Source organism: Burkholderia arboris, assembly GCF_902499125.1.
In the GTDB taxonomy this organism is placed as follows: domain Bacteria; phylum Pseudomonadota; class Gammaproteobacteria; order Burkholderiales; family Burkholderiaceae; genus Burkholderia; species Burkholderia arboris.
The window spans coordinates 18,465-30,632 of record NZ_CABVPX010000020.1 but is presented as its reverse complement, the minus strand read 5'-3'; the positions used below and the strand labels follow the sequence as shown (position 1 = coordinate 30,632).

11 protein-coding genes and 1 riboswitch are annotated in these 12,168 nt (G+C 69.7%); of the genes, 8 read left to right on the top strand and 3 right to left on the bottom strand.

The window, feature by feature from the left end; all coding sequences use genetic code 11:
* The first annotated feature begins 14 nt into the window (after positions 1-14).
* The gene (locus BLA15945_RS23155; RefSeq protein WP_174993460.1) at positions 15-950 is read left to right on the top strand and encodes a hypothetical protein; all 936 of its coding nucleotides are present in this window, start codon (positions 15-17) and stop codon (positions 948-950) included.
* A 76-nt stretch (positions 951-1,026) separates the two neighbouring features.
* Here BLA15945_RS23155 and BLA15945_RS23150 read toward each other — a convergent pair whose 3' ends face one another.
* Together BLA15945_RS23150 and BLA15945_RS23145 are read right to left on the bottom strand one after the other, a co-directional pair.
* A complete protein-coding gene (locus BLA15945_RS23150; RefSeq protein WP_059235527.1) occupies positions 1,027-1,716 on the bottom strand; it encodes a DUF2968 domain-containing protein in 690 nt (229 codons plus the stop codon).
* 115 nt (positions 1,717-1,831) lie between these two features.
* Complete coding sequence (locus tag BLA15945_RS23145) at positions 1,832-3,022, bottom strand: gamma-glutamyl-gamma-aminobutyrate hydrolase family protein (RefSeq protein ID WP_059235529.1); 1,191 nt, start codon at positions 3,020-3,022, stop codon at positions 1,832-1,834.
* A gap of 278 nt (positions 3,023-3,300) precedes the next feature.
* On the opposite strand from BLA15945_RS23145, the gene BLA15945_RS23140 reads away from it, so the two are divergent.
* The 7 genes from BLA15945_RS23140 to BLA15945_RS23110 all read left to right on the top strand — a co-directional run bounded on the left by BLA15945_RS23140 (position 3,301) and on the right by BLA15945_RS23110 (position 11,299).
* Positions 3,301-3,981 (top strand): GntR family transcriptional regulator, encoded by a 681-nt coding sequence (locus BLA15945_RS23140; RefSeq protein ID WP_059235531.1) that lies wholly within the window; start codon positions 3,301-3,303, stop codon positions 3,979-3,981.
* A gap of 7 nt (positions 3,982-3,988) precedes the next feature.
* A complete protein-coding gene (locus tag BLA15945_RS23135; RefSeq protein ID WP_059235533.1) occupies positions 3,989-5,365 on the top strand; it encodes an amidase in 1,377 nt (458 codons plus the stop codon).
* 138 nt (positions 5,366-5,503) lie between these two features.
* Positions 5,504-6,016: a disulfide bond formation protein B gene (locus BLA15945_RS23130; protein ID WP_059235535.1), complete on the top strand. Its 513-nt coding sequence runs from the start codon at positions 5,504-5,506 to the stop codon at positions 6,014-6,016.
* A 612-nt stretch (positions 6,017-6,628) separates the two neighbouring features.
* Entirely contained in the window at positions 6,629-7,633 is a 1,005-nt protein-coding gene (gene xdhC, locus BLA15945_RS23125) for a xanthine dehydrogenase accessory protein XdhC (protein WP_174993459.1), read from the top strand.
* 18 nt (positions 7,634-7,651) lie between these two features.
* Complete coding sequence (locus tag BLA15945_RS23120) at positions 7,652-8,677, top strand: adenosine deaminase (protein WP_059235539.1); 1,026 nt, start codon at positions 7,652-7,654, stop codon at positions 8,675-8,677.
* Between the two features lie 371 nt (positions 8,678-9,048).
* Positions 9,049-10,368: a guanine deaminase gene (gene guaD, locus BLA15945_RS23115; RefSeq protein WP_059235542.1), complete on the top strand. Its 1,320-nt coding sequence runs from the start codon at positions 9,049-9,051 to the stop codon at positions 10,366-10,368.
* A 142-nt stretch (positions 10,369-10,510) separates the two neighbouring features.
* Positions 10,511-10,632, top strand: a riboswitch (yybP-ykoY riboswitch).
* Positions 10,633-10,726: 94 nt separating this feature from the next.
* Complete coding sequence (locus BLA15945_RS23110; protein WP_174993458.1) at positions 10,727-11,299, top strand: TMEM165/GDT1 family protein; 573 nt, start codon at positions 10,727-10,729, stop codon at positions 11,297-11,299.
* Positions 11,300-11,351: 52 nt separating this feature from the next.
* Here BLA15945_RS23110 and BLA15945_RS23105 read toward each other — a convergent pair whose 3' ends face one another.
* On the bottom strand, positions 11,352-12,050 hold the full coding sequence (locus BLA15945_RS23105) for a DUF4136 domain-containing protein (protein WP_059235545.1): 699 nt from the start codon (positions 12,048-12,050) through the stop codon (positions 11,352-11,354).
* Between the last annotated feature and the right edge of the window lie 118 nt (positions 12,051-12,168).

Genomic DNA, 12,168 nt, shown 5'->3' with positions numbered 1-12,168 from the left:
CGCGCACCGCCCTCATGACTCCATCGCCCCTCGTTCCCGTCGAAGGCGCGCTCGCCCGCCCTCGCGTCGCCCCGCTCGACCGCGTGCCGCCGTTCGGCCGCGAATGGAAGTTTCGCGGCGCGCCCGGCGCGCGGCCCAGCAAGAACTGCCTTGCGACACTGACGACATCCTGTATCGACGTCGACCGGCCGCATCGCGCGTGTCGCTGGCAGCCGTTACCCGTGATGACGCCGGTGCCCGCTTCCGCAGGTTCGCCCATTACGCCGGCTGCTGCGGGCCGGCGCTTCCGGCATACGGCCGGCGGCCCGCATGACCGGCGCGCGATGTACGCCATCTGCTGGAGCCTCGGCGCGCTCGGCATCATCGGCTGGCTGATCGCCGCGCATGAACCGTCCGCAGGTTTCGGGCCCGTGTTCACGATTCCAATGGCGAGCACCGCGCCGGATCACGCTACGTCGTTCACCAGCACCGTGCGCGCCGCCGCGGATCGGCCCGGCCCGTCGACGCACGCTGCGCCGCCGCGCACGGCGGCGACACCTGTCACGAAAACAGTCGAATCACGGCCGGCCCCGCACGGCGTCGCACGTCGTCCGGCGCCCCCTCCCCCGAAGGCAACGTCCGACATGCAGCGCACTGCCGCGGCATCGCCGCATCGGGCAAACGATCCTCATCCGGCACCGCCCTCGGCCGCAACGCCGACCGTCAGGCGGCTCGCCGCACGGCCGCCGCGCCAGCACATTGCAGTCACCCTGCCGGCACGCGAACGGCACGCTCCGCCGCCGCTTGCGACCGACACGCTCGACGATCCGCTCACGCTGATCGCGACGGCAAACGCGCTGCGCAGCACCGAGCCCGCCCGCGCAACGCACGCGAGCGCCGCCGGTTTCGACTGGACGTCGCAACTGTCGCACCGCCGCATGACCGACATGCCGGACGCGTTCGCGCACTGACGGCCGCCCAATAAAAAACCCGGCGAAGCTCGCTTCGCCGGGTTTCGCTCGTCTCTGCCGTCCGTCTGCCCCCTCGTTACTTGTGCGCGGGCAGCCCCGTCTCGGTCTGCTTCTCGAGTTGCCGCACCTGCTCCTGCAGATCGCGCAACTGCAACTGCGCGGCGCGCTTCTCGACCTGCAGCGCCTGCGTCTGCTCCTGCGCCGACTTCTGCCGCTGCGCGACTTCGGCCTGCTGGCTGCGCGCGACACTCAGGTCGGCCTGCAGTTGCTGCGCACGATTCGCCTGCAGCGCGATCACGCGTTCGAGAAACGCTTTCTGCGCCTGCAGTTCGGTACGGCGGATCTCGATATCGGCGAGCTGCACGGTCTGCTGGACGAAGTTCGCGTACACCATCTCCGCGCGGCTCTTCTCCTGCGAGCGGATCACGCGCCACAGATTCTTGTCCTGGAACAGCGCGACGTAATACGTCATCTCGCGCGGATCGAACAGCAGGCTCGCGCCGTAACTGCCGTTGTACGTGGTACGCATCTCGACGATCCGGCCGTCGCGCAGCATCTGCGTCAGCTCGGCAACGTTGCCTTGCGTGGCGGCGTCAGCCGACGCAGCTGCCGGCGCGGTGCCACCGCTCAGGCTCGTCACCGCCGGACGCGTACCGGCGACGGGGGCGGTCGCGTCGGCGGACCAGGCCGCGCCCGCTTGCGCGCAGGCCGCCAGCGCAACGATCCACGTCGCGCATCGTGCAGGGGAAAAATTTCGGAAAGCCAACGTCAGACTCCGGCGAACGAATCGGGACTCGCGATTATCGTTCAAAACGAAACGGCCGCATCTCGAATTAATCGGGATGCGGCCGGCCCTCGCGCCACGCGGAGCAGGCGGCTTGCTACAGGCGCGTTTCGCGCGCCGCGCGCAGGAATGCATCGAGCAGCGGCGTGCAGTCGAGCAGCTCCGAGCCGCCCGCACGATGGAACTCCGGGTGCCATTGCACGCCGACGACGAATGGCGAACGGCGATGGCGGATGCCCTCGATGATCCCGTCGCCGGCCGACACGGCCTCGATGTTCAGGTCACGGCCAAGATCGCGGATCGCCTGGTGATGGATCGAGTTGACGATCGCTTCGCTGCGCCCGGGGAACATGCTCGCCAGCGTCGACGAATCCGGGAAGCGGATCGCGTGACGATGCTGGTCGTAATGCTCGCTCACGTGCGCATTCGCGGTCGGCACATCGGTGGCGATGTCCTGGTACAGCGAGCCGCCGAACGCGACGTTGATCAGCTGGCAGCCGCGGCACACACCGAGGACGGGTTTGCCGGACTCGACGAATTCATGCAGCAGCTCGAGTTCGTACATGTCGCGCACGCGATCGCCCGGCCATTCGGGGCGCACATCCGATGCCGCGTAGGTTTGCGGCGACACGTCGGCGCCGCCCTGCAGCAACAGGCCGTCGAGATGCTTCGCGTAATCGCGCAGGCGGATGTTGCTCGGGTGGATCATGCCCTGGTGGCCGACGGTCGGAATCATGAACACGAGCACGTCGCGCGACATCACCCAGTGGGCGATCGATTCCTCGAGATACTGCAGCGTCTTGCCGCGCAACCCCTTCGCGCCGGGCTCCGGATGGAAGATCCGCGCCGACACGCCGATGCGCAGCGTGCGCTGCGTGATGCGCTGGCCCGCGCGGTCGAACAGCCGCCGCGCACGGGCCGCGACGATCCGGCCGAACACCGACCACGGCGTATCGCTCTGCTTCAGGTAGGCCGGCGGCACATTCTGCGCACTCGCGGGCGGCGGCCGCGGCGAATCGAAATCGGGCTGCGCGCCGAAACCGGGCGGGGGCGCACCAGGCTTCGGCGCCGCCGCAGCGGCAACGCCATCGACGGCGGCAGCCGCCGCGCCAGGCGCACCGGGCTCGGATGCGGCCGTGACCGGCGACGCGCCGTCCGCGGCGACGTTCTGCGCGGCAGCCTGGGCTGCCGGCGCATCGGGCGTTTTCGCCGGATCGGGACGGGGGGAATCGGAAGAAGCGGAAAAGGTGCCGGGCAGACCGGCCGGGGAAGACGTGTTTTCGCTCATGACGATGGTCTGGTACGTCGCTCGCGCGTATGGATAGACGAGGATTCATTATGCTTCAGTGCACGATCGCACGGCAAACCTGCAACATCCTGTCGATATTGTTGCAACTCGACGCACGCGGCGCCGGGGCGCGTCCCCGTTTGCGTGCCGGCGCCACCGGCGTCTCGTCGCCCGCACTGGACACCCGTGATATATCACAATAATATCCATGCATCGCCCCCGCTCCCGTTTGCCCGCGCCATGATCGCGCCCCGTTCGGCCGCCGCGCCGCACCCCGCATGAGTACCCTGCCCGACGTCACCCGCGAGCGGCCCGCCGCGCCGGCCGCCAGCCTCGCCGACCGCGCGTACGCGCTGATTCAGCGCGACATCATCACGATGCGCCTGAAGCCGGGCGCCGCGCTCAACGAAGCCGACCTCGTCGCACGCACCGGGATCGGCCGCACGCCGGTGCACCAGGCCGTGCATCGGCTCGTGCTCGAAGGGCTGCTGTCCGTGATGCCGCGCAAGGGATTGATGGTGCAGCCGCTGTCGCTCGACGACATCGTCGCGGTGATCGACGTGCGGCGCATCAACGAAGCGCACTGCGCCGAACTCGCCGCGCGCCATGCGACGCCGGACGATCTCGCGCGCATGGCCGCGCTGCTCGACGACGGGCAGGCCTGCGTCGATACGCACGACGTCGAGGGGATGATGGAACTCGACCGCGCGTTTCATCAGGCGATCGCCGCAGCCGCGCGCAACGCGGTCCTCGCCGAAATCCTGCGCGCGCTGCACGAGCGCTCGCTGCGCTTCTGGTTCGTCACGCTGTCCGAACCGCACCATCTCGCCGACGTCCAGCACGAACACCGCGAGCTGTTCGGGCGGCTGTCCGCGCGCGACGCCGCCGGCGCACGCGCAGCCGTCGAAGGCCATATCGATTCGTTCCGCTCCACGCTTCTTCAACATCTTCGCCCCTGAGCCGCCCATGACCACTTTCACGCCCTTCCCCCCGCTCGCCCAGCTCGCCGCCGATCTCGCGGCCGGCCGCACCACCAGCCGCGCGCTCGTCGACACCGCGCTCGAGCGGATCGCCGATCCGTCGGGTCAGGGCGCGGCCGTCTTCACCGAAGTCGACGCCGACAACGCGCGCGCCGCCGCCGACGCGCACGACCGGCTGCGCGCCGCGGGCACCGTGCTGTCGCCGCTCGCGGGCATTCCCGTGTCGGTGAAGGACCTGTTCGACGTCGCCGGCCAGGTGACGCGCGCGGGGTCGCGCGTGCTCGACGGGGCGCCGGCGGCGCGTACCGATGCGGTCGCCGTCGCGCGGCTCAAGCGGGCGGGCGCGGTGCTGGTCGGCCGCACCAACATGAGCGAATTCGCGTTCTCGGGGCTCGGGCTGAATCCGCATTTCGGCCATCCGCGCTCGCCGTATCACCGTGACGTGCCGGGCGATGCGCGGATTTCCGGCGGCTCGTCGTCCGGGGCGGCCGCCTCCGTCGCCGACGGGATGGCCGCCGTCGCGCTCGGCACCGACACCGGCGGCTCGATCCGCATCCCGGCCGCGCTGTGCGGGCTGACGGGCTTCAAGCCGACCGCGAGCCGGATCCCGACGCAAGGCGGCGTGCCGCTGTCGACGACGCTCGACTCGTTCGGCCCGATCGGCCTGACGGTCGCGTGCTGCGCGCTCGTCGACCGGATGCTCGCGGGCCTCGAGCCGCACGTGCCGGCCGCCCGGCCGCTCGAAGGCGTGCGGCTCGGCGTGCTGACGAACTACGTGACGGACGGCGTCGACGCCGACGTTGCAGCCGCGCTCGACACCGCGCTCAAGCATCTCGAAGCCGCCGGCGCGATCGTCACCGAAGTGCGCTTCCCCGCACTCGACCGGCTGCCGGAGATCAACCGCTTCGGCTTCTCGCCGATCGAGGCGTACGCATGGCATCGCCCGCTGCTCGCCCAGCATCGCGACCAGTACGACCCGCGCGTGCTCACGCGGATCCTGAAGGGCGAACCCGCGAGCGCGGCCGACTACCTCGACCTGCTCGCCGCGCGCGCCGCGATGCTCGACGAAGCCGCGCACACGGTCTGGGCACGCTTCGATGCGCTCGTCGCGCCGACGGTGCCGGTCGTGCCGCCGCGCATCGCCGACCTCGAAACGGACGACGACGCGTTCACGCGCACCAATGCGCTGATCCTGCGCAACCCGAGCGCGTTCAACTTCCTCGACGCGTGCGGCCTGTCGCTGCCGTGCCATCCGCGCGACGCGGCGCCGGTCGGCCTGATGCTCGCGGCGGCGCCGCATCGCGACGACGCGCTGCTCGCGATCGGCCAGGCGGTCGAGGCCGTGCTGAACACGATCCGCTGACCGCGCCAGCCCGGCGCCGGCGGGCCATGCGCGCGGTGCGGCAGGTTGCCGCACGCGCGCTGTCAGTTTCGTGCCAGACCGTTCGCGCTAAAATCGCGCGATTGTTTTCCGGACCGACCGACGAGGAACCCCGCCGACATGAACGACTACACGCTTGCGCTACGCCGTGAACGCCGCCTGCTGATGCTGCTCGGATGGGCGTGCATCGCCCTGCTGGCTGGCGCGCTGTACCTGCAGTACGTGAAAAACGAAGATCCGTGCCCGCTGTGCATCATCCAGCGCTACTTCTTCTCCGCGATCGGGATCTTCGCGTTCCTGGCCGCCGGGATCCGCAACTGGCGCGGCGTCTGGGTGCTCGAACTGCTGATCGCGATCGCCGCGGCCGGTGGCGTCGGCACGGCCGCGCGGCACCTGTCGATCCAGATGAATCCGGGCTTCAGCTGCGGCTTCGACACGCTGCAGCCGATCGTCGACAGCCTGCCGCCCGCGCAGTGGTTCCCCGGCATGTTCAAGGTCGCCGGCCTGTGCGAGACCGTTTACCCGCCGATCTTCGGCATCCTGCTGCCCGGCTGGGCGCTGATCGGCTTCGCCGTGATCCTGGTGGCGGCCGTCTCGAGCCTCTGGCGCCATCGCCGCAAGCTCGCGGGCTGACCGGCCGGCCGCTTTGCCGGCCACCCGGCATGCACGGCCCGCTCGCGCGGGCCGTGCGCCGACGACGCCAACCGGCGCTTTCGCCGGCCCTCTCCGGCCGGCCACGCGTAAACACCTACTCCGCCGCCGCCCGGATCGCCGGGCGAACGCGCGTCGCGCGACCGTCGCGCCCACGCCCCGTCACGCATGCGTTCCAGCCCGATGTGCACGCATCGGCGCCCCGATCCCGCGCGGCGGGCCTATGATCGACATGATCGCCTCCTGATAGCCCGGATCACCGCCCGGCCATGTTCGCGCCGCGTGGCGGTGCTATCTTCGGGACTGGATGGCGATCTACGTGCGCGAGGCCAGGCGGTCTCACCACCCCTGCGTAACGCGCGCCCGATCCGCAATGTCGACTGGATTCATCATGACAACGCAAACCATCCGCATCCGTCACCCTCATGGCGTCCGCGAGTCCGGCGGCGCCGTTCGCGCGCGCCGTCGGCGCGCTGCCGTCGCACCGCTTCAAGCGTGCGGCCGGCCTGCCCCGTTCCCGTCCGTCCTCGTCATTGCCACGCCCGCCAGCCCGCGCCGCGTGTCGTGCCGCGTCGTTCCGAACGGGGTGTGCTGATGGAAGCCTGGCTCGGCGATCTGCAGCAACTGCTCGCGCACGGCGAAGCGGCCGTGCTCGTGACGGTCGCGCATACCGACGGCTCCGCACCGCGCGAAGCCGGCACCAAGATGCTCGTCACGCGCGACACGGCCCGCCATACGATCGGCGGCGGTCATCTGGAATGGAAGGCGATCGAGATCGCACGGCATCTGCTGAAGGATGGCGCGCACGTGCCGCACGCACGCAGGCTCGAGCGGCTCGCGCTCGGCCCGAGTCTCGGCCAGTGCTGCGGCGGCGCCGTGGTGCTCGCGTTCGAGCGGCTCGACGTCGGCGATCTCGGCTGGATCATGTCGCTCGCGAAGCGCGTCGCGGCCGGCACCGCGACCGTGCGTAGCGTATCATTCGGCCCCTCGCCGGGCGCGCCGCTGTTGAGCGAGCCCGAATCGGACGCCGCGCATGCCGACTGCCTGCTGTGGGAAACCGGCGGCGTATCGCTGATGACCGAAACGATCGCGCCGTATGCGTTCCCCGTCATGCTGTTCGGCGCCGGGCACATCGGCACCGCGCTCGTGAAGGTGCTGGCGACGCTGCCGTGCCACGTGCGCTGGATCGACGGGCCCGATGCGGTGTTCCCGCTAGCCGACGCGCTCGCCGGCATCGGCAATCTCGCGATCGACGCGGCCGCTGCCCCGGCCGACGCGGTCGACGCAGCGCCGCCGCAGTCCTACTTCGTCGTGATGACGCACGACCACGCGCTCGATTTCGTGCTGGCCGAGCGCATCCTGCGACGCGGCGACTATGCGTACTTCGGGATGACCGGCTCGCACGCAAAACGCGTGCAGTTCGATCATCGCCTCGCGGCGATCGGCATCGACCCGGCCCAGGTCGCGCGGATGCGCTGCCCGATCGGTGTCGAAGGCATCATCGACAAGGCGCCCGAAGTGATCGCGATCTCGGTGGCTGCGCAATTGCTGCAGGCCGTCGAGGCGAATGCGTCCGCGCAGGCTTCCCCTACCTACTGACCGACCAAGAACGACGCCATGACCCCGACATTCAAGGACAAGATTGCCCGCGCGCCGAAAGCGGAGCTGCACATCCATATCGAAGGCTCGCTCGAGCCCGAACTGATTTTCGCGCTCGCGCAGCGCAACGGCGTGAAGCTCGCGTACGACTCGATCGACGCGCTGCGCGCCGCGTACGCGTTCACCGACCTGCAGTCGTTTCTCGACATCTATTACGCCGGCGCGAGCGTGCTGCTGACCGAGCAGGATTTCTACGACATGACGGCCGCGTACTGCGAACGCGCGCTCGCCGACAACGTCGTCCACACCGAGCTGTTCTTCGATCCGCAGACGCACACCGAGCGCGGCGTGCCGATCGGGACGGTCGTCGCGGGCATCGAGCGCGCACTCGCCGATGCCGAGCAGCGCGGGCTGTCGAGCAAGCTGATCCTGTGCTTCCTGCGCCACTTGTCCGAAGAGGACGCGCTCGCGACGTTCGAATCCGCATTGCCGCTGTTCGAGCGCTATCGCCACCGGCTGATCGGCGTGGGCCTCGACTCGTCCGAGCTCGGCCATCCGCCGACCAAGTTCGCACGCGTGTTCGAGAAGGCGCGCGCACTCGGGCTGAAGCTCGTCGCACACGCAGGCGAGGAAGGCCCGCCGGCCTATATCTACGAAGCACTCGACGTGCTGAAGGTCGACCGGATCGACCACGGCGTGCGCAGCATCGAAGACGCCGCACTCGTCGAACGCCTCGCGAAAACGCGCACGGCGTTGACCGTCTGCCCGCTGTCGAACCTGAAGCTGTGCGTATTCGACGACATGGCGAAGCACACGCTGAAGGCGCTGCTCGACCGCGGTGTCGCGGTAACGATCAACTCCGACGATCCGGCGTATTTCGGCGGCTACGTCAATGAAAACTACTTCGCGACGGCCGAAGGGCTGCAGCTCACGGATGCGGAAGTCCACGCGGTGATCCGCAACGGCTTCGAGGCGTCGTTCATCGAACCGGCGCAGCGCGACGCACTGTACGCGCGCCTCGACGCGTACTGGCAGGCCGCGTGACGGCCCGCATCGAGGAACGCTAGACAGATGAGACACGGCAACGGCATCCGCCTCGCGACCACCGGTCCGGCCTTGCGCCGGGCCGCTCGCGTGCGTGCGCGAGTGACGACGGCGCTATGCGTCGTCGCTCGCCGGTGCCTGCCGTCGCGGTGTGCCGTTCCGTTCGCCGCCGCATCGGTCGCGAGCGCAACGGTCGCGAGGTTAGCCGGCAACCACTGGCTGGCGGCTTCGGCCGCCGCATTCGCCCGCGCAATCGCCTCCGGTCGTGCCGCACGCAACGTGCCGCCACCGCTCGCGAAGCACCGTCCCGCCCCCGTGCGGCGTCGATCGCTTTCTTCTGTTCGCCTTACCTTGATGCAGGACCATTCGTCATGACGCAAACCGCTTTCCGTTCCCAGCTGCTGACCTTCAACGGCGACCCGGCGCAATCGAGCCAGGCCGCGAACTACGAGACCGACGGCCTCCTGATCGTCGCCGACGGCAAGGTCGTCGCGGCCGGCCCGTACGCGCAACTCGCGGCAACGCTCGCGCGCGACGCGGTCGTCCACGACCTGCGCGACAAGCTGATCGTGCCGGGCTTCATCGACACGCACATCCACTATCCGCAGACGGACATGATCGCGTCGCCGGCGCCGGGCCTGCTGCCGTGGCTCGACAAGTACACGTTCCCGACCGAGCGCCAGTTCGGCGATCCCGAGCATGCGCGCGAAGTCGCCGATTTCTTCGTCGACGAACTGCTCGCGTGCGGCACGACGAGCGCGCTCGTCTACTGCACGGTGCACAAGCAGTCGGCCGATGCACTGTTCGCGGCGAGCGACGCGCGAGACCTGAGGATGATCGCGGGCAAGGTGCTGATGGACCGCAACTGCCCCGAGTTCCTGCGCGACACCGCACAATCGGGTTATGACGACAGCGCCGAGCTGATCGACCGCTGGCACGGCAAGGGCCGCCAGATGTATGCGCTGACGCCGCGCTTCGCGCCGACGTCGACCGAGGCGCAGCTCGAGGCGTGCGGGGAACTCGCGCGCCGCCATCCGGACGTGTTCGTGCAGAGCCACGTCGCGGAAAACGTCGACGAGGTGAAATGGGTGGCCGAACTGTTCCCCGGCCATCGCAGCTATCTCGACATCTACGACCGCTACGGGCTGCTGCGTCCGCGCGCGGTGTACGGCCACTGCATCCACCTCGACGACGAGGACCGCCGCCGGATGGCCGAGACGCGCACCGTCGTCGCACACTGCCCGACGTCGAACTTCTTCCTCGGCAGCGGGCTGTTCGACTTCGACAAGGCCGGCGAACACGACGTGCCGGTCACGCTCGCGACCGACGTCGGCGGCGGCACGTCGTTCTCGATGCTGCAGACGATGAACGAGGCGCACAAGGTCGCACGGCTGTCGGGCCACCACCTGACCGCCACGCGGATGTTCTGGCTCGCGACGGCCGGCGCCGCGCAGGCACTCGACCTCGCCGACACGGTCGGCACGCTGAAGCCGCGCACCGAAGCCGACTTCGTCGTGCTCGACCCGCAGGCCACGCCGCTGCTCGCGCGTCGCACGAAGCGCGCGGATTCACTCGAGGAACTGCTGTTCGCGTTCGCGCTGCTCGGCGACGACCGCGCGGTGTACCGCACCTACGCAGCCGGCGAACTCGTCCACGAGCGCGGCGCCGCGCGCCGCGCGGCCACCGCGTAACGGGAACGGCGTGCCGGAACGCTGCCCCGGCAGGCGCGGCGCATTCGCCGCCGCGCCTGCCGGGCAGCCCGACGCGCCACACGCCGATCGGGCCCCACACCGGCCCGGCCGCTTTCCCGCACGCAATCCGCCGTGCTAGAATTCGCCGCTCATTGGGGAGTAGCCGCTCCGCTCGATGTCCCGCGCCCCCGGCGCGCATCGTGACGGAGGCGTCCGTCAACAGACTTGGCCGTTTGGCCATGGCGGACGCAGCCACGTTGGCCTGGCGAGACCGATGGTTCACAGCGCGCCGCATCAGGGCCCGGCGCGGCGTGGATCGTCGCTCGCACGCACAACATCGGCCCGTGGAACCCCATCCGTGTCCCAAGCTTTCCTGATCTCCACCGGCGCCGTCGCCCTCGCTGAAATCGGCGACAAGACCCAACTGCTTTCCCTCGTTCTGGCCGCGCGCTATCGCAAGCCGGTGCCGATCATTCTCGGCGTGCTCGTCGCGACGCTCGTGAACCACGGTTTCGCAGGCGCACTCGGCGAATGGCTCGGCGCGCTCGTCACGCCGTCGATCATGCGCTGGGCGCTCGCGTTCTCGTTCATCGCGATGGGGTTGTGGATTCTCGTGCCCGACAAGCTCGATGCCGACGAAGCCAACGCCAACCGCTCGCGGCTCGGCGTATTCGGCGCGACGCTCGTCGCGTTCTTCCTCGCGGAAATGGGCGACAAGACGCAGATCGCGACCGTCGCGCTGGCCGCACGCTTCCAGGATTACATCGGCGTCGTGGCCGGCACGACGCTCGGGATGATGCTCGCGAACGTGCCGGCGATCCTGCTCGGCGACCGCTTCGCGCACCGCCTGCCGACCAAGCTCGTGCACGGGATCGCAGCCGTGCTGTTCGTCGTGCTCGGCGCGCTGGCGCTGCTGGGTATCGGGGTCTGACGGAGGGGAATGGCCGGCGCGGCCGGACGGCCGCGCCGAGCGGGATACTGCGCTACTTCGCGACGGCCGCGCCCGACGCCGGTGCAGCCGGCACCGCGCGCTCGTTGGCGGCCGGCGCCGCCGGCCCGCCGCGCTTGTCGACCGGCAGCCGGACCGAGCGGACCGCGCCGTTCGACAGCGGGAAATCGGCGAGCGCGCTGCGCGCGAGGAACGGCATCGCATACAGCAGCGTGCCGTTGTCGCCGGTCGTGCGCGCGGACACGTTGTACACCTCCTTGCCCGTCGCGCGCTCGGTGATGCGGATCCCGAGCGTGTAGTCGAACACCTGGTACGTTTGCGCGACATAGCCGGCCGGCATCGGCCCCCACGGGCCCCAGGGGCCCCACGGCCCGCGCCGCCAGTACGGCCCGGGCGCGAACCACGGATCGTAGTAGACCGGTTGCGGCACCGTCACGAGATCGCTGCCGACCGCATAGGTCAGCCCGACGAGATAGCGCGCCTGCGCCGGCGGCACCTGCCGGAACGCATACGCGGACAGCTCGTTCGCGACGATCGGCTCGTAGGTCGACTGCTCGATGCTGTTCTTCTGCGCATCGGTGCGCGTGAACGCATAGGTGCGTGTCGCGTCGCTGCCGCTCCAGTCGGAGAAGGCCGTGACCTGGGTTGTCACATAGCTGGTGCAGCCCGTCAGCAGCGCCACGCACAGCGCCGCCGCCCAGCCCGCACCGCGAATAATCCAATCGCGTTTCATGTTGATCCTCGTCGATCCGTCACCCGTTCGTCGCACCGCGCGAACCGTAACGGGATGCCGATAATACGCGGACTGCCGAAAGCGGTAAAAAGTTCGCCCGGCACGCGGCCGCAAGCCT